Origin of the sequence: Paenibacillus sp. FSL K6-1096 (assembly GCF_037977055.1) — a bacterium.
Taxonomy (GTDB): domain Bacteria; phylum Bacillota; class Bacilli; order Paenibacillales; family Paenibacillaceae; genus Paenibacillus_AQ.
This window is the reverse complement of record NZ_CP150274.1, coordinates 2,400,954-2,422,421: the sequence shown is the minus strand read 5'-3', so window position 1 is coordinate 2,422,421 and position 21,468 is coordinate 2,400,954. Positions and strand designations below refer to the sequence as shown.

17 protein-coding genes are annotated in these 21,468 nt (G+C 52.1%); 12 read left to right on the top strand and 5 right to left on the bottom strand.

Annotation, left to right across the window (positions count from 1 at the left end; all coding sequences use genetic code 11):
* Nucleotides 1-248: 248 nt before the first annotated feature.
* The gene (locus MHI24_RS10565; RefSeq protein WP_340025586.1) at nt 249-458 is read right to left on the bottom strand and encodes a hypothetical protein; all 210 of its coding nucleotides are present in this window, start codon (nt 456-458) and stop codon (nt 249-251) included.
* Nucleotides 459-666: 208 nt separating this feature from the next.
* Between MHI24_RS10565 and MHI24_RS10560 the strand changes: the two genes are divergently transcribed.
* Together MHI24_RS10560 and sda are read left to right on the top strand one after the other, a co-directional pair.
* The gene (locus MHI24_RS10560; protein ID WP_340025585.1) at nt 667-1,329 is read left to right on the top strand and encodes a YheC/YheD family protein; all 663 of its coding nucleotides are present in this window, start codon (nt 667-669) and stop codon (nt 1,327-1,329) included.
* A gap of 327 nt (nt 1,330-1,656) precedes the next feature.
* Complete coding sequence (gene sda / locus MHI24_RS10555) at nt 1,657-1,800, top strand: sporulation histidine kinase inhibitor Sda (protein WP_238653530.1); 144 nt, start codon at nt 1,657-1,659, stop codon at nt 1,798-1,800.
* Nucleotides 1,801-1,931: 131 nt separating this feature from the next.
* Here the strand turns inward: sda and MHI24_RS10550 are convergent, their stop codons facing one another.
* Nucleotides 1,932-2,906 (bottom strand): NAD(P)/FAD-dependent oxidoreductase, encoded by a 975-nt coding sequence (locus tag MHI24_RS10550; RefSeq protein ID WP_340026650.1) that lies wholly within the window; start codon nt 2,904-2,906, stop codon nt 1,932-1,934.
* A gap of 324 nt (nt 2,907-3,230) precedes the next feature.
* On the opposite strand from MHI24_RS10550, the gene MHI24_RS10545 reads away from it, so the two are divergent.
* The 3 genes from MHI24_RS10545 to MHI24_RS10535 all read left to right on the top strand — a co-directional run bounded on the left by MHI24_RS10545 (nt 3,231) and on the right by MHI24_RS10535 (nt 11,316).
* Nucleotides 3,231-4,424, top strand: a complete 1,194-nt coding sequence (locus tag MHI24_RS10545) for an NAD(P)/FAD-dependent oxidoreductase (RefSeq protein WP_340025584.1) — start codon at nt 3,231-3,233, stop codon at nt 4,422-4,424.
* Entirely contained in the window at nt 4,425-4,673 is a 249-nt protein-coding gene (locus MHI24_RS10540) for a hypothetical protein (protein WP_340025583.1), read from the top strand.
* Nucleotides 4,674-5,133: 460 nt separating this feature from the next.
* Nucleotides 5,134-11,316, top strand: a complete 6,183-nt coding sequence (locus MHI24_RS10535; protein ID WP_340025582.1) for a phosphodiester glycosidase family protein — start codon at nt 5,134-5,136, stop codon at nt 11,314-11,316.
* Nucleotides 11,317-11,406: 90 nt separating this feature from the next.
* Here the strand turns inward: MHI24_RS10535 and hemQ are convergent, their stop codons facing one another.
* Nucleotides 11,407-12,165, bottom strand: a complete 759-nt coding sequence (gene hemQ / locus MHI24_RS10530) for a hydrogen peroxide-dependent heme synthase (protein WP_340025581.1) — start codon at nt 12,163-12,165, stop codon at nt 11,407-11,409.
* A gap of 268 nt (nt 12,166-12,433) precedes the next feature.
* Here hemQ and MHI24_RS10525 point away from each other — a divergent pair, with 268 nt between their 5' ends.
* The 3 genes from MHI24_RS10525 to dnaI all read left to right on the top strand — a co-directional run bounded on the left by MHI24_RS10525 (nt 12,434) and on the right by dnaI (nt 15,427).
* Nucleotides 12,434-12,730, top strand: coding sequence for a YuiB family protein (locus MHI24_RS10525; protein WP_238653525.1), 297 nt, complete (start codon nt 12,434-12,436; stop codon nt 12,728-12,730).
* Between the two features lie 171 nt (nt 12,731-12,901).
* Entirely contained in the window at nt 12,902-14,449 is a 1,548-nt protein-coding gene (locus MHI24_RS10520; protein WP_340025580.1) for a helicase DnaB, read from the top strand.
* Between the two features lie 18 nt (nt 14,450-14,467).
* The gene (gene dnaI, locus MHI24_RS10515) at nt 14,468-15,427 is read left to right on the top strand and encodes a primosomal protein DnaI (protein ID WP_340025579.1); all 960 of its coding nucleotides are present in this window, start codon (nt 14,468-14,470) and stop codon (nt 15,425-15,427) included.
* A gap of 83 nt (nt 15,428-15,510) precedes the next feature.
* Here the strand turns inward: dnaI and MHI24_RS10510 are convergent, their stop codons facing one another.
* Nucleotides 15,511-16,887, bottom strand: coding sequence for a glycoside hydrolase family 43 protein (locus tag MHI24_RS10510; protein WP_340025578.1), 1,377 nt, complete (start codon nt 16,885-16,887; stop codon nt 15,511-15,513).
* Nucleotides 16,888-17,582: 695 nt separating this feature from the next.
* Here MHI24_RS10510 and MHI24_RS10505 point away from each other — a divergent pair.
* The 3 genes from MHI24_RS10505 to MHI24_RS10495 are packed head-to-tail and all read left to right on the top strand — an operon-like array spanning nt 17,583 to nt 20,274.
* Complete coding sequence (locus MHI24_RS10505) at nt 17,583-18,620, top strand: radical SAM protein (protein WP_340025577.1); 1,038 nt, start codon at nt 17,583-17,585, stop codon at nt 18,618-18,620.
* Nucleotides 18,621-19,820 (top strand): MFS transporter, encoded by a 1,200-nt coding sequence (locus tag MHI24_RS10500; RefSeq protein WP_340025576.1) that lies wholly within the window; start codon nt 18,621-18,623, stop codon nt 19,818-19,820.
* A gap of 10 nt (nt 19,821-19,830) precedes the next feature.
* A complete protein-coding gene (locus MHI24_RS10495; protein WP_340025575.1) occupies nt 19,831-20,274 on the top strand; it encodes an NUDIX domain-containing protein in 444 nt (147 codons plus the stop codon).
* A 356-nt stretch (nt 20,275-20,630) separates the two neighbouring features.
* On the opposite strand, the gene MHI24_RS10490 is transcribed toward MHI24_RS10495, so the two are convergent.
* Entirely contained in the window at nt 20,631-20,786 is a 156-nt protein-coding gene (locus MHI24_RS10490; RefSeq protein ID WP_238653520.1) for a YqzM family protein, read from the bottom strand.
* A gap of 170 nt (nt 20,787-20,956) precedes the next feature.
* Between MHI24_RS10490 and MHI24_RS10485 the strand changes: the two genes are divergently transcribed.
* The gene (locus MHI24_RS10485; RefSeq protein WP_340025574.1) at nt 20,957-21,442 is read left to right on the top strand and encodes a GNAT family N-acetyltransferase; all 486 of its coding nucleotides are present in this window, start codon (nt 20,957-20,959) and stop codon (nt 21,440-21,442) included.
* The last annotated feature ends 26 nt before the right edge of the window (nt 21,443-21,468 follow it).

The following is a 21,468-nucleotide window of genomic DNA, read 5'->3' as shown; positions in this document are numbered from 1 at the left end:
CTGGGCTGGAAAGTCTTGCAGCAAGGAGAAGAGGGCGGAGGTTACGGGAAAGCGGGCATGGGCCGGGAACCTGCTCAGCGGATGAAGCGGTCGGTTTGCACAGGCCGGGCAGCCGTATTTTCATAGAATAAAGCAGGGAAGTGAATCTATCAATCAAGAGGCATGAAGAGAGGAATGAACCGGCCTGAGGCAGCAATGACGGGGGAGGTGTGTACAGCTTCCTTAGCCACTGCTGCCGGAGTCAAGCTTCAGGCCGCGAGGATAAATTTCAGGTTAACCATGAAGACAATCAGGGCAGCGGCACCCAGGGAAAAGGCAATGCAGCCGGCACCCAGCCATCTCCGCCGGTCCTTGATGAACTTGAAGCCAATCGCGCAGATGAGGACCGTTGTTCCTGCCAGTACGACAGACATGCCGATCATCGCCAGCCAATACAGGATTTCAAAAAACTGTGCCATCAGGTAACCCTCCCTTTCAGGCTATAATACAACGAATTTTAAGAAGTTTCCAGCTTTGGAATTTGCGAATACCGGGACATAAGGCCCCTGCGGCCATATGCCCTTTTTTGCTGTGGACTGCTAGACCACGGACAATCATACAGGAGGGCGCAGGCTTACGTGAGTACTGTATAGGGTAGGCTGGGAATGCGAAAGGAGAGGGCAAACAATGGCGGGGAGAGAACTGGCAAGCAAGCTGCTCAAAACAGCGGCGCTGCTTAGCGATTCACGGGTGGCCGGTTACATCCCGAGCACACGGGAATATAGTGCAGCCGGATTATCCGCAATGCTGGGGCGATATGGCAATGTTGTGATTAAGCCTGTGGTAGGCGGCGGGGGCTACGGGGTCATCAAGGTTTTCCGGGACCAGAGGGGATACGGCTTTACCTATATGCATAATACGCGTATCTACAGGGATTTCACGACCATGCGTCAGGCGCTGGACCGGTTCAAGGTGAAACGGAAGTATCTGATCCAGCAGGGCATATCCCTGGCGCGGATCTCCGGGCGGCCGATTGATTACCGGGTAAAGGTGGTGAAGAACGGCGATCACTGGGAGTTCCGCTCTATGGTAGGGAGAGTTGCGCGGCCGGGCTTGTTCGTTACGAATCTCTGCAAGGGGGGAACGATGCTGAGCTGCCGCCACGGGCTGAGAAGATCGCTGCCGAGGATCAATACTTCTGCCAAAAAAGCGGAGATGCGCAATCTCACACTGGTCTGTATTGAGCTGATGGAGCGGCATTTTCCGGGAATCGGCCAGCTGGGCTTTGACTATGCTGTCGATCAACGGGGAAAAATCTGGATTCTTGAGGTTAATACCCGGCCGAAATAATTAATAAAAATTTTGTATTTGACGATAAATAGAGTAATGCGCTAATATTGCGTTTAGTTGTGTCACTTCAGTGGTAATATCAACGTAAATATCCCAGCCAATTATGAACATTCTAAAAAAATTTTAGCATGGCGATGTCAGGTTTTGGCCCTGTGTATAACTGTTATCCCCATAGTCCACTGTGTGCTTCCTGACTTTACACCCCTTACTCACATATTATACACAGGATCTCCACAGCAGGTTGTGGATAATGAGAACGCTTGTTCGAAAAATGATAGTTTGCTATGATAGTTTTAGATCCAAATAAAGGAAAGGTAGGTGAACGTTATGGTTGAATTGTCGGATGAGATGCTGCTGGATTCCTATCACAGAGCAATAGAGCTGCATTTGGAGCATGATTTCATCGCTCTCTTACTCGCTGAGATTCGCAAACGGAACTTACACTCTCCAGTCGATGCGGTTCTGCATTAGAGATCTGAGCAGTATATTGCAGCAATGACATCATCAAACCGCAAGAAGCCACAAATAGGGTATCTTTTCAAGTTGAGGTGGAATCAACCTGAAAGGATACCCTTTTATTGTGGTTAATGAGGTTGTAAATGCTAGAGTTTGAGGTTACTGCTGTGTCCCGGGGACAGCTTCGCGTCCGGGTCAATATAGACCTTGGCGTTATTCACAGCCGTAGGCGCTTCTCCGAATCCGACGGCAATCAGCTTCAGCTTGCCCGGATAAGTGGTGATGTCGCCGGCGGCGAAGATACCGGGAATGCTTGTCTCCATGCGGGAATCTACGACAATGGAATTGCCTTCGATATCGATGCCCCACTCGGCAATCGGTCCGAGGGAAGAGACAAAGCCGAAATTGACAATTACGCTGTCTACTTCGATCTCCTGGGTTTCTTTGGTCTTGATATGGGACAGGGTCACCTTGGTGATGAACTCTTCCCCATGCAGTGCGGTAATCTCGGATGGTGTAATTACATTGACCTTGGAGGCCATCAGCTGCTCAACGCTGTGCTCATGCGCGCGGAATTTGTCCCGGCGGTGAATCAGGGTGACCTGTTCAGCGATCGGCTCAAGCATCAGCGCCCAGTCCACAGCGGAATCGCCGCCGCCGCTGATCAGCACCTTCTTGCCCTTGTAAGCATTAAGGTCGCTGACGAAATAATGCAGATTGGCCTTCTCGAAGCGCTGGGCTTCAGGAAGCTCCAGACGGCGCGGCTCGAATGCGCCTACGCCTGCGGTAATGATGATCGCCTTGCTGTGGTATTCCGCTTTGTCGGTAGTGACGATGAAATGGCGTTCATCCTCCTTCACGACAGAGACGACCTTCTCCTCCAGACGGATATCCGACTGGAACAGCTCCATCTGCCGGGAGAGGTTATCGACCAGCTCCTGTCCGGTAACCTTCGGGAAGCCGGCTACATCGTAAATATATTTCTCGGGATACAGAGCAGCAAGCTGCCCTCCGAGCTGGGGCATACTTTCAATAAGGGTTACTGAAGCCTGGCGCATACCGCCGTAAAAAGCGGCAAACATACCGGCTGGTCCTCCGCCTATAATAAGCAGATCGCTCATAGGAACGGATTGCTCAAGTGTCACGTAATATTACACCTCCGAGTTGATAGTTTCAATTTGCCATACAAGCGTACCTACTCATTATAAACATAGTGGCACCCGCCTGCAAAGGCTTTGATTTCAAAGAAAACTGTGACATTTTGTTGTATGATTGTATTTGATTAAAACGATACTAAGGTTTACAATAGATATGGTTATTTTAGAAATCCTTTAAGTTTTATTGGAAATTCCCATAAATTTAAGTGTATAAATTCACAAAAGAAACCTGATTTTTTTACAAAAAATAACACATAGACAGATTCACCTGTTGGAAGGAGCCGGAACATGAGCAGTATTCCCAAAATCGTTATCCTAGGCGCGGGATATGGAGGTATTTTGACCGCCCAGCGGCTGCAGAAAGCCCTGAACTATAATGAAGCGGATGTTACCCTGGTAAACCGCCATGAATATCATTATTTCACGACTCATCTGCATATGCCGGCAGCGGGCACAGACAGCATTGAGCATTCGCGCGTGTCGATCTCCAAATTAATCGACGAGTTCAAAATCGACCTGGTGAAATCCTCGGTACAGGAAATCCGTACCCAGCAGAAGAAGGTTATCCTGGAAGATGGAACGCTGTCGTATGATTATCTCGTCATCGCCCTTGGCGGCGAGCCGGAAACGTTCGGGATTCCAGGACTGGACAAATATGCGCTGACCATCCGCAGCATTAATTCGGTACGGATGATCCGCGAGCATATCCAGTATCATTTTGCCAAATACAAGAATGAGAACAACGCCCAGGAGCATATCAACTTCGTCATCGGCGGAGCGGGCTTCAGCGGTATTGAGTTCGTCGCCGAGCTGGCGGACCGGATTCCTGCACTGTGCAAAGAATTCGATGTCGACCCTAGTCTGGTGAATATCTACAATATAGAAGCTGCGCCTACCGCATTGCCGGGCTTCGCTCCTGAACTGGTGGAACACGCCATGACGGTGCTGACGAAGAAGGGTGTCACCTTCAAGATGGGCGTTGCCATCAAGGAATGTCTGCCCGGCGGGGTTGTTCTCGCCACAGGCGAAGAGATCAAGGCCTCGACCATTATCTGGACCGGGGGCATCCGAGGCAACCGCCTGATCGAGGCTGCCGGCTTCGAAGCGATGCGCGGCCGGGTGAAGGTAGACGAATATCTGCGTGCCCCGGGACATGAGAATATCTTCATTATTGGCGACGGGTCGCTCATGATTAACCCGGAAGGACGCCCTTACCCTCCGACTGCACAGATTGCCATGCAGCAGGGGGAATGCTGTGCCCATAATCTGGTCGCGGCCATCCGCAGCCAGCAGCCGAAGAAGTTCGCCTTCAGCAACAAGGGCACCGTAGCTTCGCTGGGCAAAGGCCAGGGAATTGCCGTAGTAGGCGACAAGACCTACAAAGGCTGGAGCGCCGCCCAGCTGAAGAAGGTTGTAGACATGCGTTACCTGTTCATTATCGGGGGCATTCCGCTGGTCCTCAAAAAAGGAAGATTCCTCTAGATGCGGCACTGCAGCGTACAGGTTCGCGGATTGCTGACGCGTGAGGAGCTGGACCGCTACAATGCGCTGATCGAGGTGGGCACTTACCTGGAGGATCAATCCCGGTATGATCTCGCCTATCCGATCCAGAAGGAGATCGACCTGCTCATCCTCCCGGCCATCGAGCGCCTGAAGGACAAGAGCCGCGCCCGCGACCAGGCGACAGCGGAATATCTGGAGAGCTTGCGGGTAGAGGAGCAGGAGGATTAGACAGTTCGAGCTTAAATGAAGGAAGTCCCGTTAACTTGGCGGGGCTTCTTTTTTTGCGGAATAGGCTGGTGAGTCGGCTCGCATGGAGAATGTGGTCGGAAAACCGACTACAATCGGCGTGGCGTGGGCATGCGAGCGAAATGTGGTCGGAAAACCGACTACAATCGGCGTGGCGTGGGCGTGCGGGCGAAATGTGGTCGGAAAACCGACTACAATCGGCGTGGCATGGGCGTGCGGGCGAAATGTGGTCGGAAAAGTTGCCCGGATTTAGGCGGATAGAGAAACGTAAGGTACAGCCGCCTGTATCTTTCACTAGTGAGGGTGAGGTTTTTATTTTATGCGACATTAACAATATTAGCAATTTTAGATAATCCTGCACTGATGTTTAGCACCTACACTATTCCCTGTGTTCATGCTCCAAATTCAGACAAAATGTAACAACACTGGGAGGGTAAAAGAAGTGCGAAGGCATCAGCGATGGATTCATCAGTTAATTATTGCTCTGCTGTTATTATCTATGTTTCAGCCGGCGATTCAGGCGAATGCGGCATTTGTGGAAGGGCCGGCCGGGGACTACGGCACGGTTATTGATAGACGTCAGGCCGAACTTGCGCCTGGAGCGGTGTATACGTGGACCGAGCTTAAGGATGCGCGGGGCCAGCAGCAGATGCATAGCGTGGAGTTCAATCCGCAGCAACCCGGCCTTAAGCTGCGGGCAGGCACGAAGAACGGCAAGGTCTACGGGATGCAGGGGGTGACCGATATGGCGGCTTATGCCGATGCTCCGGGGAACAGGGTGATTGCCGGGATCAATGGTGATTTCTACGATATCTCCGGGTATGCGACCGGGATTCCGAACGGCCTGTTCATGGATGAAGGCGTTATTCTGAACAGCGGAAGCTCCTATGCCTTCGGCTTGAAGGCAGACGGTACTCCGGTCTACGGCAATCCGAAGCTGTCCATGTTCGTGACCGTTAACGGAACAACTGCTCCGTTGAACAGCATTAACCGCTACCGCACTGCGGATCAGCTAGTACTATATACGAAGGATTATAATACCTCTACCAAAACAACACCTGACGGCGATGAGATAGTGCTGGATATCGTCAGCGGGGAGGTGAAAAGCGGACAGACCCTTAAGCTGAAGGTTGCTGAGGTCCGCAGCAGCCAAGGCGATGCTCCGCTTGTTGCAGGCAAGGTTGTCCTGTCGGCAACCGGTGCGGCCCGCCAGGTGCTGAAGGGGCTGGCTCCAGGAGATGAGCTTACGGCTGACATTGCTCTGCAGGGGGAATGGAAGGATGTCAGCCTGGCGATTGGCGGTCAGGGGCCGCTGATTAAAAACGGAGTTGTACAGGCCAATGTCGGTCCGGCAGGAGTGCATCCCCGTACGGCCATCGGGACCAAGGCGGACGGTAGCGTTGTACTGTTTGAGATAGACGGCCGTTCTCCCGGAATCAGCGAGGGGGTTGAGACGGAAGAACTGGCCCGGATGCTCAAGGATCTTGGCGTCGTCGATGCGATGAACCTGGACGGCGGTGGTTCATCCACGTTCGTAGCCAGAATGCCGGGAACGTCTGGAGTAAAGATGATGAACCGCGGCTCAGACGGCTTCGAGCGCCAGACCGGCAACGGACTGCTGCTGGTGAATACGGCTCCAGAGCTTGACGAGCCTGCCAAGCTGATCGTCATGCCGAATGCAGAGCGGATTTTGGCGGGCTCCAGCTTTGCTTTTACCGCGGCAGGGGTGGACAGTAACGGCCATCCGGCTGCATATCCGGGGGCGCTGCGCTGGCAGGTTGATCCGGCCCTCGGTACGGTGAACGAGCAAGGGCGGTTTACAGCAGGGTCCACCGCAGGAATAGGTAAAGTGACCGCTATAGCGGGAAGTGCGCAGGGTGAAGGGGAAATCGAGGTCGTTGATACTCTGACGGAGCTGAGATTCCCGGATACCATCAAGACCTATACCTCCGGCCAGAAGGCCGAATTGACAGTGAAGGCGTTGCGCAACGGCCAGGTGATTCAAGCGGATAACCACAGCTTCGAGTGGCGTGCCCTGGGTGAGATTGGTACGGTGGATGAGAATGGCTGGTTTCAGGCCAGCAATGAGAATGGCAAGCACGGTAAAATTTACGTGAAATATGGCAGCGTAGAGACCTCTTTTGAGGTCAATGTGGGATTGCCGCCGGTAATGCTGGAGGATTTCGAATCGGGCATCGGCAACTATATAGCATCCAGCGCAGCGGCCAACAGCGTATCGCTGAAGGAGATTACGGATCAGGATTATATCCGAAGCGGAGCGCGTGCGCTGAAGCTGGAGTATGATTTTATCGGCAAAACGGGAACTTCGGGCGCATATGTAGCGGCCTCTTCCGCAGCGACCCGCATCCAGATTCCGGGATACCCGGAGAAGCTCAGCATGTGGATCTACGGAGACGGCCAGAAGCATTGGCTGCGCGGACAGATGCGCGATGGTAATAATGCGGCGGTTCCCTTAAATTACACGGAGCAGGGAGTCGGGGTGAACTGGACGGGCTGGAAGTATGTAGAGGTGGATGTGCCGAAGGGCAAAGCGACTCCGCTCAGTCTGGATATGCCTGTCCGGTATATGGAGACGAGCAATCTGAACAAGACCGGCGGAGCGATCTATGTAGATGATATCCGCGCGCTTTATGGTCCGCTGGAGGAGGATCATACGCCGCCGGTGATCAGCAAGGAGTATCCCGCTGCGGGTGAGATGGTCAAGACAGCCACGCCTACCCTATCGGCAACCGGCGAGGATGCCGGTTACGATCCGGTAACCCATCCGGGAACGACGCTGATTGATGCGGATAAGGTGAGGCTGTATGTGGATGACCAGCTTGTGGAGCATGGCTTCTATCCTCCGAAGGGACAAATTACGTACAAACCGAAGGTGGCATTGGCTGAAGGCCGCCATAAGGTGAAGCTGGCGATCCGCGACCTGAGCGGCAACCAGACGATTAAGGAATGGTATTTTACCGTTAACCTGGGGTCTCCGTTCTACAAATATGTTACGCCGGAGGTAGTCTACGCAGGGAACACGTACACTGTGGACTTGTCGGCAGAGAAAGCGGCCAAGCTGAAGGAGGGCACAGTCGCCTTTGCCTTTGACCCGGCAGCCGTCCGTGATCTGAAGGTGACAGCAGGCGGGAAGCTTACAGAGGGACAGCTGGAATCCTCAATTGACCAGGACAAGGGAATGGTGCAGCTTGTGCTGACAAATATCAATGAAGCAAATCTTGCAGACGATGATCTGATTGCCCGGATCTCCTACACCGTCCGCAATGATTATCTTGGACCGTATACTCTGGAGCAGCTTGAAGGGGGGATCGCCAAGCCTCTGGTGATTGAGAACACAGCAGGAAGTGTGATCTCGACTGAAGGCAGCGGCCAGGCCATCAGCTTCATTGGTGCACCGCTGGAGAGTACGGTGGAGCCGCAGCTGAAGCTGACCTGGGATCATTCCCGCATAGCCAAAGGGCTGGAAGCCTCCTTCTCCGTCACGGAGATGAAGAGCGGGGCAGCGCTCGCGGGAGCGAAGCTGCTGATCGGCGGCGTGGAGGTGCCGGAGATGTCAGATGCAGACGGTGTGCTGTCCACGATGTCCGCTACGGCAGCGGAAGGAAGCTTCACGCTGCAGGCGGTGAAGGGCGATGCCTACAGTCCGGTCATGACCTTCAAGGTCGCGCCGTACACCGGCACGGCAGTGCCGCGTAATGTCAATGTGACGATGGGGGAAGCTGCCGATACCAGCCGCCGGTTCACCTGGCAGACAGAGCCGCTGACTGCGGAGTCTGTTGTGGAGGTGGTGAAGCAGGCGGACTTCGCCGGCCTCGATGGCTTCGGCAGCGCTGAGGTGCAGCGGTTTACAGGGACAAGTGAAATCTACAACACGAATAACGATGGAACGATGCGTGTCCACAAAGCGGAGGCGGCAGGACTTGTGCCGGGAACCGCTTATGTGTACCGTGTCGGTGACGGAGCGGGGAATGTAAGCGGACAGGGGACTTTCGTAACCAGCGGCGGTGACCGGGAGGCGACCAAGCTGCTGTTCATCGGGGATTCCCAGGCGGATTCCCGGCAGGGCTTTGAGTTGTGGAAGAATACGGTGCAGCAGGCCTTCGCTTTCATGCCGGATGCGGAGATGCTCGTACATGCCGGAGATATGGTTGACAAAGGCTTCGAGCAGGAGCAGTGGAACTGGTGGTTTGAGGCGGCGCAGGAGCAACTGATGAACACTACACAGGTTCCAATCATCGGCAACCATGAAGTGATGGGGACGGGCGGAGCGAAGGACTATCTGGCCCAGTTCAATAATCCGCAGAACGGAGCAGCCGGGGCCCGCGGAACCAGCTTCTCCTTCGACATCAAGGATACCCATTTCGTGGTGCTGGATTCAGAGCAGGGAGAGACGGGTTATCTGGAGCAGGCGGAGTGGCTGGATGCTGACCTGTCAGCCACGGACAAGAAATGGAAGGTGCTGTTCTTCCATCAGGGGCCTTACGGCAGCATCTATGCCAATGAGCGGGCGCAGAAGCTCTGGGTTCCGGTGTTTGACAAGCATAACGTGGATCTGGTGATGAATGGACATGACCATATCTATATGCGCTCTTATGCGATGAACGGAGGCCAGCAGGCTGCTGACGGAGGTGGAACACGCTATGTGATCGGCGGCAGCTCGGGACCGAAGTTCTACGCCCTGACTGAGCGTTCCTGGCAGGAAAAAATATTTGATGAGGACGAGCAGATTTATACTGGCGTTGTCATCGGAAACGATGGGATTACCGTTACAGCCAGAACTGTTGACGGGAAGGAGATTGACCGGCTGGTGATCGGCAAAGCAGAAGAGGAGGATGTTATTACCTCCATTACACTTCAGGGCCAGCCTCAATTGCAGGCCGGGGCCAGCGATCAGACGGTGACCAGAGCTGTATATGCTTCGGGTGCGCAGGTGATTTTAACGGAAGGACTGGAATATGCCAGCAGCAACCATGAGGTGGCAACGGTGGATTCCAAGGGGCAGGTAGAGGCCCATGCCGAAGGGACAAGCGTTATTTCGGTAACCTATGGAAATTTATTCTCCTCGTACAATCTGACCGTATTGAATGCGGAGGTGCCTCAGATCACCGCCATCCAGCTCGACGCACCGGATACTCTGGAGCAAGGGGAGAAGGGAACGGCTGTCGTCCAGGCGGTGTACAGCAACGGCAGTGTCGTGAAGCTGAACGAAGGGGTCACATTCAGCACCTCCGACAGCAGAGTCGCCGAGGTCAATGAGAATGGAGAGATCCATGCGGTGGGACGCGGGGAAGCGATTCTCCGGGCCGTATATTCCGGCTGGACAGCTGAGCATAAGCTGACGGTGAATGGAGCGGAGGAGGAGCCGCGACCGGAGCCGTCACCGGTTCCTACACCAGTTCCGACACCGGACCAGACCACGATGCCGGGTCCTGGCACCCTACCAACACCAGTGCCTTCGAAGACGCCGGCGGCATCGGCTGCACCGGAAGCGGGTACTGTAACCGTTACTGCCAGCCAGTTATCGGGCGGACAGAATGCACAGGGTGAGGTGGTCATTGAAGCAGGCCAGGCTTGGAAGGAGGTGGTATTTCCGGGGAATGCTGCTGATTTGCTCGCCGGTGCTCCCGTGCGGATTCAGTCCGATGGACTGTCCGTCCTGCTGCCAGCGGGTCTGCTGGCCGAGCTGGCCAGCCGGGTGCCTGAAGCGGCAGTCCGGGATAGTCTGATCTCCCTGTCCGCAGAGACGGTAAGCGGCGGGCAAGCCTCGGCGTTGCTTACAAAAGCGGCACAGAAATACGAAGTGCAGCTTGCAGCAGTCAGCGGGATCAGAGACTGGAACCTGAAGCTGACAACCAGACAAGGGGAGGTGTTCAGCCTGACGCAATTCAGGCAGCCGGTCACACTTGTCTACAGCGGTATTCCGCAGGATGCTGAAGCGTTGACCGGAATCTACTACATCGGTGAAGACGGTAACCTCGAATATGTTGGGGGAGCGATGCCAGATGGCAGATTCAGTGCAGAAGTCAACCACTTCAGCGCTTACGCTATACTCCGGTATGACAAAAGCTTCAGCGACTTGCCTTCTAGCCACTGGGCGGGCGGGGCTGTGAAGCAGCTTGCGGCCAGACAGCTAGTGCAGGGAGTCTCCCTGGACCGCTTCGAGCCGAAGCGGGCGGTGACCCGGGCAGAATTCGCCGCCATGCTTGTCCGCTCCCTCGGCATCACCGGAGCAGCCGGTACGGACTTCGCCGATGTTCAGCCGGGCAAGTGGTACGCAGAGGCAGTGTATGCTGCGAAGCAGGCCGGTATTGTGAACGGGCTGACGGAAAGCAGCTTCGGCCCGGATAAGGCGGTTACCCGCCAGGAGATGGCGTCCATGCTGGTACGTGCTTATGCCTATGCAGCAGGAACGCAGGCCGGAGCCGCGGCGGCGGACTTCCCCGATACGCAACATGCCCCTGAGTGGGCGAAGACAGCCATCGGGCAGGCGGTGCAGCTTAAGCTGCTGCAGGGCCAGACGTCCGGACGCTTTGCACCGGAGCAGAGCGGTACGCGCGCGGAGAGTGCGCAGATGATTCTGAACCTGCTTGGACTTCTGAAATAGAATAAGAATGGAGCACAAAGAGACTGCAGCGCTGATGCTGCGGTCTCTTTGATTACGGGAAGAACTTTTCCCGCCGGTACAAGCAAGCTGTTACAGCTTCAGCATCTCCTCGAACGATTCCTCGGTCAGCAGGTTGCCGACGTAGAAGGGGCCGAACTCGCCGTAGCGGGCGCTGACTTCATCGAAGCGCATCTCATAGACGAGCTTCTTGAACTGCAGCGCATCCTCGGCGAACAGGGTCACGCCCCATTCCCAGTCATCGAAGCCGACGGAGCCGGTGATGATCTGCTTCACCTTGCCGGTGTAGCTGCGGCCGATCAGGCCATGGGAGTACATCAGCTCGCGGCGCTTCTCCATGTCGAGCATGTACCAGTTGTCGGCAAGCTCGCGCTTCTTGTTCATCGGGTAGAAGCAGATGTGCTTCGACTGCGGCAGCACGGGCTTCAGCCGGGCAGCCACATGCGGGTTCAGCATCGGATCGCTGCCGTCTCCGCCGCTGCCTCCGGCAGCATAGTTGCTGAGCTCCACAATACTGACATAGGAATAGGCTTTCTTGGTATATTGGGCAAAGGCAATCTTATTAAAAGCAGTCTCCAGCGCATTCAGCGCCTCCAGGCTCTCCCGCAGAAACATCATTACGAAATCAGCCTTCTGGCCGACGATGGAATAGACAGCCGTGCTGCCTTCCTTCGCTTCCTCCACAGGTCCCCACTCCTGCATGAACGCATGAAGCTCTTCCAGGGCAACGGCGCGTTCCTCGTCATCGGCCTCGGTCCAGGCTGTCCAGTCCAGCGAGCGGAAGTCATGCAGGGCGTACCAGCCCTCCAGGGTCAAAGCGGCTTCGTTCAAGTTGTTCACTCCTTATAGATTATAGGTGGTATACCTTCGCGTAAAATCTTATCTGTCCGCATACCTTAAATATGTATCAACATAGGTCGGGTGCTATTTGCATTGTAGCGCAGCGGGCGGCAGAGAGCAAACGCAGATGCTGCTGATCACGCTATTTCCCGCCTGCTGCACGATAATGTTCATTGCTTCGCTACATTTTTTCTAGTAAACTTACTATTAAATAAGGCTTGGTGTGCGGTTCTTTATAGAGAGAGGGGATAACGGTACGATGGGATTCATTCCGGTATTTGTGCTGGCCGTATTATTCTTTGTCATGATGTTCGGCATTGGCTTCATCCTGAATATGCTAATGAAGACTACCTGGTTTCCCGCCTACCTGTTCGTGCTTGTCATTCTGCCCGTAGTGGTCTACTCCATCTGGGACCGCAGCGCAATGTCCCTGTGGGAGCATCTCTCGACCTTCCACATCGTTGATTATCTGACCGGCGTGGCAGGTCTGGCCGGAGCGGTGCTGAGCGGCTGGACCATTCAGAAGCTGCGGCTTGGCGGATATAAGATGTTCTGAGAGTCCTGCGGACAGCAGGGCAAGAAACGGCTGACGGCCTGCAGCATTTGGGGCGGGGCCGTTTTTCTTCATTTTTGGACTTTTTTTTACATTTCCGGCCGGGTGTTTTGTGATAGAATAGAAATCTATATGAATTCGTATATCGTATAGCAAAGGGGGAGGTATCCGCAGATGCGTATGAGCAACCTGCATCATTTCACTGAACATCATCGGTACTGCGTATCCCGCGAATTCGGTCTAAGCCATGTGGATGAACGTATGCTAAGCTCGGTCTATCAGCCGATGGTGGGCGCGTTCGCCATCAGTCTGTACCGGCTGCTGTCCGGGCATATCCCGGCGGAATCCATCGGTTACTCCGGTGTGGAGCAGCAGCGCCGGCTCTTCATGACCCTGGGCGTGGAGCCTAACGAGAAGGGGCGCAAATATTTAGTTGACCAGGCCTCCAGGCTGGAAGCGGTCGGTCTGCTCCAGACCAGCCGGATCTATGCCCCGGAGAACGATGATTATATGTATGAGTATGAGCTGATGCCGCCGCTGTCGCCGGCTGATTTTTTTGCCACCCAGCATTTGACCCTGCTGCTCCGCGATAAGATCGGCAAGTTCGCCGTATTGTCGCTGCGCGAGCAGTTCTGGAGCCGGGAACCGGAGGAATGGAGCAGCCGTTCCGTCGGCAAAGAGAATATCTCATTGCCCTTTTATGATATTTTTGAGCTCAATACCCATGTGATCGACTATGAGCTGGAGCAGGCGCTGGCCGAGGTGGCCTCGGTGCGCCAGCCGGGCATAGTTCCGGCCGCTGAGCCGGGGATCGATTACAGCGATATTATTCTGCGCTTCCCGCGTGAATCGGTGAACCGGGCCCATGTGGAGAAGCTGCGTTATGACCATAACCAGATGGGCGTCATCAATTATGTGGCCCGCAAGTACGAGCTGGGGCCCCAGGATGTCTGCCGCCTGCTGGATGAGGACGATGTCTTCACCGCGGACGGGGAGGTTATTCTGGATACGCTCCAGTATAAGGCGAGCCAGCATTACCGCCAGGATCTGAAGCGCCAGGAGAAGCGGGAGATCGCCGCGGCCAAGGTGGTCTCGCTGCGCGCTGCCGCTGAAGGCAATGATCTCTCTGCCGCACCGGTGGAGCAGGCGGTCGAAATGGAATATTATGTCGAGGTGCCGCCGCAATTCCTGTCCAAATGCGACATTCACCAATATAATATGATGCTGCGCAATGAGCCTTATACCCGGCTGCTGCAGACGTTCTTCCCCGGGGCGGTTCCGGGCCAGCTGATGGATATCTTCGAGAAGATCGATTTGAATTACAAGCTGAACGGTGAAGTGATCAATGTGCTGATCCATTATCTGATGACGATGGTGGCTTCCGGCGGCGAGCAGCGGATGAACCGCAACTTCGTGGAGGCGATCGCCTCCAATATGCTGGTCAAGCAGGTGAACACTTACGAGAAGGCTGTGCGTTACATCCGTGACCAGTCCAAGGTGAAGGGCAAGGGAGCGGCTCCGGCATCCTCCGGTACAGGATCAGCAGGGAACCGCCAGCGTTCGTATAGCAAGAACGGCGGGCGCTCCGGCAAGCCGGAGATCCCGATTGTTCTCGATGACGGCAGCGCCGGAACGGTATCGGAGGAGGAGTTCGCGGCGATGATGAAGAAAGCGGCCGAGATTAAGGCCAGTAAGAAGAAGGGTGCTCTGCGGACGCCCTGAAGAAAGTGAGGTGCAGTGATGGAGTCAACGGGCGATGTGCTGCGTTCCATGAATAATCCCGCTCTGCGCCAGCGTTCCCGCGATCTGGAGCAGAAGCTGCTGAACGATCCGCTGGTCAAGCAGCTTCAGGCGGAGCATCCCGAGCTGGATGAGTCCCGGCTGCGGCTGCATTTAAGCCGCCTGTACCAGTATGTCGAGGAGGACAAGCATTGCAGGAGCTGTCCCGGCCTGGCGAATTGCCCGAATGACTTCCAGGGGCATTACAGCAAGCTTACGGTGGAGACGGTGAACGGTGTGCCGGATCTGTATGAGCGCAAGACGCCATGCGAGCTGAAGATTGCCCAGGATACCCAGGACAATATCCGCAAACGGATTCGCAGCTTCTATGTGGATGAGCGGGTGCTGAACGGCGGGTATGATGAGATGGATATTATGGGCAAGGACCCCCGGCGGGCCTCGGCCGTGAATAAGATTTTTGACTATATTGCGGCAGTACGGGCAGAAGGGCTTACTTCGCAGGGGATCTATCTGCAGGGCAGCTTCGGGACAGGCAAAACCTTCCTGATGTGCTACCTGCTCCATGAGCTGGCGATCTCGGGATACAGCGGTGTGATTGTGTATATGCCGGACTTCATCGAGGAATTGAAGCTGATCATGATGGATAACCAAAAGCTCAAAGAGATGGTCGATACGCTGAAGAACTGCGATTTGCTGATCTTTGACGACATTGGTGCGGAGAACCTGAATCCCTGGGCCCGTGACCATGTGCTGGGAGCGATTCTGAACTACCGGATGAACCGCAAGCCGACCTTCTACACCTCGAATTATCCGCTGGACGGGCTGGAGAAGCATCTCAGCATCACCAGCAAGGACGGCGAAGAGGTCTACAAGGGCCAGCGGCTGATGGACCGGATTGCCCCGTTCGTGGAGGTTATTCCTCTGCATGGGGAGAACCAGCGCGGGAAGGCCAGAGGGTAATGAATATAAATAAGGGGTCCCGGTCATGTGAATGGCTGGGGCCCCTTTGTGCTGCTATGGGGAGAGTTAACTAGAGCTAGCCCTTAGCTGGCGCTGAATTTCCACCAGTTGACATTGAACAGATATCCGCTGCCGCCCGTGAATTTCAGGTAGAGGTCGTGCGTGCCGCTTGCTCCGCTGACCGTGCAGGTCTTGGTCGCCCAGGTCTGCCAGCCGCCGGTATTCTGGACCGCACAGGTACCGATCAAGGTTCCGGTGGGGCTGTCCAGCCGCAGTTCAATATTTCCGCCGCTACCTGCCGATGCTACCCGTGCCTCGAAGGCTGCCGCTCCAGCCCCGAAGTTCACGTTTTTGATTTTAAGATAATCGCCGTTCTCGATATAGCCTACATTTAATCCACCATCTGTGTCTGTGGTGGTCTCGGTCTCGACCCCTGCTGCCCAAGCGCTCGTCTCGGCCTGTGTTCTGACATAGGGATTGAGGGTCGTGATTGCTTGCGGACCGGCGGTGGTCATATTGATGACCGGGAAGCTGCCGTCCGCGTTGTAGGTGAATTGTTCGACGGCGACCGACCGGGTGAAGCCCCCGCCTCCCGGCAGTGCGCCATTGTGATAAAAGAAATAAGAGCGTCCCTTGAAATCAATAATGCCGGGATGATTCGTGAAGCTGCCGCCTTGCGTGGGCATAATGATTCCCCGGTACTTCCACGGTCCGGTGGGCGATGAACTGGTAGAGTAAGCGATATTCTCGGGAATGCCGCTTGCCGCATAGATCATGTAGTATAAGCTGCCGCGCTTATAGAACCATGGGCCTTCCTCGTAGAGGGTTGGCCGGTCAGCGTTGCCGTTACGTACGCCGAAGCTCTCCGTGGTCATCGGCACCTGGACAATCCCGGTGCTCTGGTTGTAGGAGATCATATCGGGGTTGAGCTTCACATATTTCAGTGTGGGATTGCCCCAATAGAGATAAGCCTGGCCGTCACTGTCTATATAGACTGTCGGGTCAATGTCGCCCCAGCTGCTGGAGACCAGCGGTTTGCCGATGGCGTCAACGAATGGTCCCGTCGGGCTGTTGGAGACGGCGACGCCAATGGCGGGCCGGCCAAGCGAGGTGCTTTTGGCGGTCACATAGAAGTAGAATTTGCCGTTGCGCTCGATCACCTGGCTGGCCCAGGCCTCTCCGCTCGACCAGCTGAAGGCCTTGTAGGACAGCGGCGACCCGTGATCCGTCCAGTTCACCATGTCCTTGGAGGAGTAGACCCTCCATTCATTCATCGTGTAGTAGGTGGAGTTGTCCTCGTCATGTCCGGTATACAGGTAGACCGTGTCATTGTACACCAGCGGAGCAGGGTCCGCCGTATAGATGGTCTGGACCACCGGGTTATCGGCGAACGATACGGGCGAATAGAGCGCCGATGCTAATAAGCCTGCCAGGGCGATGCCTAGAAGCTTTTTCATCATTTTTGCCTCCTTCATGATTGGATGATAACGGTTTCAAATTAAGGGTATCATGGATGCAGATGGACAAAAATGGGATATTTTATTATAAAAGTATGATATTTTGTGTAGCAGCTGATTTCACCGGACGCGGGCGGAATGTATGCGAAAAATCGTTCTACTTAGATCACCTCTTAGGTCACCTCAAAGCAGGGTTACTGGAAAAGGCTTGAGATAGCGAGGAAAGGACAGGAGTTGTTGTTTAACATAGGTGGTTCGGCTTGGTTGTTATCAAACGGTATGTCAGGATACCAAAGAAACTTGAGGACCACCTCTTTGTAATCCAAGAAGCGTTCTCCTTGGTTGCCGGCTCTGCTTTTAATGGCCCATCCCTCCATTGAGCAAATCAATCATCTGCTTTGCCTACTCATGTCCGTAATGCTCGGCTATTTAGATGCACTTCGATTTCCTCCATCGCGGGAGCGCTACACCTAACGTGTAGGAAGAGTAAGGTATACGTTACATCAGACATCACATGCATACATTGGGTCCGTTGACCTGGAAACCGATTTCTTTTTAAACCATTATGTAAGAAAGTTTGTGTATATGTGATTGATGGTATATAATTTTAAATAATACAAAATATTCATTTTTTTCGCACATCTAGAACTTACTTGATGAATTCCTATCCTAAATTTGAGATTGGAGTGCGATGACTGATGAATGATAGGGGATTACTGGAGGAATTTGATTTTTTTAAAGAGCGTGATGGACGATTTAGAATTTCACTAACAAGTACCTGTAATGCACGTTGCTGGTTCTGTCATAATGAAGGCTCTGCACCTCCAATTGAAGTGGAACATAACAAAGAACTTCAACACAAGAAGCATATTTGCTCGGCAGATGAATATATTATGCTTGTGAAGGGACTTATAAATCTTGGAATTAGCAGACTATATTTTACTGGTGGAGAGCCACTCATTTCTCAGAAATTGAACCCCATTCTGGCAACAATCCCTCCCCATGATCCTCAGAAATTCAAGGTTATATTAGCTACGAATGGCGTGCTACTGAACAAGAAAATACATGAATTGAAAGACAAGCAAATAGATAAGGTTAAGATTTCTTTACATGCATTTAGTGATGAAAGCATGTGGCGTATCGAAAGGTTATCCTGCATTGATGAAGTGAAAGAAAGCATTAGAAAAGCTAGTGGTATTTTCCCAGAGGTCGAAATAAACACTCTACTCATGCCAGAAAATCAGCACGAAATATTGGATATAATTCAGTTTGCCCGTGATCTTAAAATAGATATAGAAATTTTAGAATTAGTATGGACTGATTACAACAGACCCTGTTATACGGATAAAAGGCTGAGTACAAATGATTTAGCTTCTGAGCTTGTACGCCAAGGCGGCACTGAACAGTTAAGTTCTCCAGGAATTGGAGTTAATCTAAAGGTTGTTGATTTTGAAAATAGTTCGGTTAGACTCATGGATAATTCATTAGGAAGCTCGTATGTAGGAACTTGTCAAACATGCTCATTACGAACGGCTTGCGTAGAAGGATTCTGGTCTATACGAGTTGATCCTGAAGGATACGCTCAGCCATGCCTGTTGCGTAATGATCTTCGGGTGGATTTAAAGCCTTATCTTCAAAAGGAGGGTGATTTGGAATCTTTCATTCCTTTATGGGTCGGAGCATTTATGAAAGGTGAACCGATGCTCGATATATTTTTGTGGGAGAGTGTTTTCTAAATGAAAATGAAACACCATTTGAGCCATAATATCCTTTGTATGATTGTTATAAGTCTAATTGCTAACATGAGCGGAAGTATGATACTTCCGCTCTTTGCAATTTATGTAGAGCAATATGGAATTACGGCTTTTAATTTGAGTGTGTTATTTTCGCTTTTTTATGTAGGAAGATTTCTTGGTGGAGGCATTACGGGAAAGCTCTATAATAAAATTGGAGCTAAGCGTATCGGGATAGGATTACTCTGCGCAGAATTTTTATGCATGGTTACTTTCCCATTAGCCACTAGTTTTTGGGTTCTTGCCGTTCTGCGACTTATCCAAGGTTTGGTAGCAATTGGGCTAAGTGTATTTGTGAGAATTACCATTAATAATTTAAGTACTAATGAAAACCGTGGAATCTTGAACGGCTACATGAGTAGTAGTGAAGGGGCAGGAATGATCCTTGGACCAGTTATGAGTGGTATCATTGTTTTATATTTTTCACTCTCTGTTCCATTCTATGTTGTGGCATTCTTCGCTTTTATTTCTCTGATCGCCGTATCTAAAATGATTTTCCAAAAAGACTCGAATTACGTACAAAGTAGAAGTGCAGAAGAAGAACCAGTTCGAAAATTAACTGGGCAGCTTTTTATATATTCGAGTGTCCATTTCATTGAGATAAGTGCATATGCAATTTTCTTAACCTATTTTTCTGTATACGCAAAGTATAAGTTGAATTGGGATACCTTTGACATTAGTCTTGCCTTTGCCATCGTAGGAATAGCTACGTTTTTGTCCGCTCCCTTCATCGGGAAGATATCCGACATTCTTAAAGACAGATTACTTCTATGTATTATAGGGCTATTTTTAATTGTGGTAGAAATTATCTTCTTTTTATTTTTCAAAGAAAAATGGGTTGTTTATTTAGGAATGCTAATTGGTGGAGTCGGTGGAGCGTGTTATCTCGATTCATTTTTTTCGCATATTGGAGATGTTATTCCAGAAAAACAACGAAGCGTTTTTATGGGAAATTTGGCTTCTTTATCAGAATTGGGAGCCATTATCTCGCCACTTATCGCTGGTATACTAATTGAAAAAATCAATATTACCGCTCCGTTCTATTACAATATTATTCTGGTCATCATTGCCATGTTTATTCAGGTAATTGTGCGGTCAAAAATTAAAAATAAAAGAATCAATGACTATACTATAAGGATGTGAACATGACTCAATGGAGCGTTTTTCACTTCACTGTGCAGTGAATTTATTATTATTCCAAAAACAAAATATTTTAATGCTCTTACGCAAAAATACGGGATTTGCAGACGGAATGTTTGGGGTAGTAGGCGGTCATCTGGATGGAGAAGAATCTGCAATCTCTGGATTGATTCGGGAGGTACATGAGGAGATCAATATACAGGTGCAGCCTCAGGATTTAAAGTTAGTAGTAACTGTTCATCGAAAGCTTGACTACTGTGAATATATTGATTTATTTTTCACCTCAAATACCTGGCGAGGAGAGCTAAAGAATAATGAACCCGATAAACACCTTCAATATGCCTGGTTCCCTGTATGCAGTTTACCAGAAAACACCATGCCACTTGTTCAGCATGCCCTTGAAAATTACTTGAAAGGCATGAACTATCTCGAACTAGGATGGCACATTAAAGATTAGTGGGAAATATTGTTACTACTTAGACACCTAAATACAGGGGGTCCATCCCCTCGTGAGAAGATCTTTCATCTGCTTCACCCAGTCATGTTCGTCATGTCCGGCCCCATACACTCTCGGAGCAAATGGGCTACACACAAGACATTGGAATACCCATACTTGTCATTAAAATATCCTTTTATCCAATCATGGATTACGGTTCCGGTATGCCCGTCAATGGCTGGAGGTTGCTGCTGGAGTTGCCGTTCTAACTCATAAATGCGTTTCTCCAGTGTTAGTGTCTGAAACTAAGAGTTCCCGCTTGCACACGAAAAACCGCCAACCCGCCCAGAGGCGGCGTTGACGGATGCTCTGTCCGGCTATTCGGACAAAAACTTGATGATCACCATACCGAAAAAAACCACGGTCATAAATCCCGCCATTCCGAAGAATCCGGCCATCAGATCACCAAGATCGTTGCGGGGCTCCTCATTGACATGCTCCCGCGGGTCACGGACCTGCGCGTTGACATCCATCGCTTCTTCCTCCTTGCTGTTGCACGACTGCATAATGTGAGTTACAGTTATACATGTGAGAGAAGTCATTGACAATTAATGCGCTTTCCTCAAGTATACGAAGATGGCGGGAAGATGTAAAGATAAGTTCGGCGTTTAACCGCATGTCAGCTAACCAAAAGGGTGATTCTATGATACATATAAGACCCGTGGAACCGCAGGATTATGATTTTTTGCTGGATATGCATTATGAGTCGATTCATATGGAACAGGGGAAGCCGCCAAGAGATGAACTGCTGAATTCCCCCGCGATCCGGAAGTATAACGAGAATTGGGGACGGCCCGGCGACCGGGCGCTAATCGCTCTCATCGGCAATATCCCCGCAGGTGCGGCCTGGTACAGGTTATTTAATGAGACGAACCAGGGCTACGGATACGTGAATGCGCAGACCCCCGAACTAGGGATCGCGATCCGTCCAGACTTCAGGCACCAGGGCGTAGGCGTCAGGCTGATGGAGGAGATTATTAACCAGGCGAGGTCGGATGGTTATTCAGCCGTGTCGTTAAGCGTAGATCCGGAGAATCAGGCGGCTGTCCGGTTATACGGGAAGCTTGGGTTTCAGTTTTACGGGATTGCTGGAACCTCCTGGACAATGAAGCTGGATATTACAAATTAATTTTATGCAATATAATTTCTCGAAAC

Excerpts from the sequence above, each read along its gene's own strand:
- MHI24_RS10490 (WP_238653520.1), bottom strand. The coding sequence starts at position 20,786 with ATGGATGTCAACGCGCAGGTCCGTGACCCGCGGGAGCATGTCAATGAG.
- MHI24_RS10520 (WP_340025580.1), top strand. The coding sequence starts at position 12,902 with ATGCGTATGAGCAACCTGCATCATTTCACTGAACATCATCGGTACTGC.
- MHI24_RS10565 (WP_340025586.1), bottom strand. The coding sequence starts at position 458 with ATGGCACAGTTTTTTGAAATCCTGTATTGGCTGGCGATGATCGGCATG.
- MHI24_RS10500 (WP_340025576.1), top strand. The coding sequence starts at position 18,621 with ATGAAAATGAAACACCATTTGAGCCATAATATCCTTTGTATGATTGTT.
- MHI24_RS10545 (WP_340025584.1), top strand. The coding sequence starts at position 3,231 with ATGAGCAGTATTCCCAAAATCGTTATCCTAGGCGCGGGATATGGAGGT.
- MHI24_RS10550 (WP_340026650.1), bottom strand. The coding sequence starts at position 2,906 with ATGAGCGATCTGCTTATTATAGGCGGAGGACCAGCCGGTATGTTTGCC.
- MHI24_RS10485 (WP_340025574.1), top strand. The coding sequence starts at position 20,957 with ATGATACATATAAGACCCGTGGAACCGCAGGATTATGATTTTTTGCTG.
- sda (WP_238653530.1), top strand. The coding sequence starts at position 1,657 with ATGGTTGAATTGTCGGATGAGATGCTGCTGGATTCCTATCACAGAGCA.
- MHI24_RS10540 (WP_340025583.1), top strand. The coding sequence starts at position 4,425 with ATGCGGCACTGCAGCGTACAGGTTCGCGGATTGCTGACGCGTGAGGAG.
- MHI24_RS10510 (WP_340025578.1), bottom strand. The coding sequence starts at position 16,887 with ATGATGAAAAAGCTTCTAGGCATCGCCCTGGCAGGCTTATTAGCATCG.
- dnaI (WP_340025579.1), top strand. The coding sequence starts at position 14,468 with ATGGAGTCAACGGGCGATGTGCTGCGTTCCATGAATAATCCCGCTCTG.
- MHI24_RS10525 (WP_238653525.1), top strand. The coding sequence starts at position 12,434 with ATGGGATTCATTCCGGTATTTGTGCTGGCCGTATTATTCTTTGTCATG.
- MHI24_RS10495 (WP_340025575.1), top strand. The coding sequence starts at position 19,831 with ATGGAGCGTTTTTCACTTCACTGTGCAGTGAATTTATTATTATTCCAA.
- MHI24_RS10505 (WP_340025577.1), top strand. The coding sequence starts at position 17,583 with ATGAATGATAGGGGATTACTGGAGGAATTTGATTTTTTTAAAGAGCGT.
- MHI24_RS10560 (WP_340025585.1), top strand. The coding sequence starts at position 667 with ATGGCGGGGAGAGAACTGGCAAGCAAGCTGCTCAAAACAGCGGCGCTG.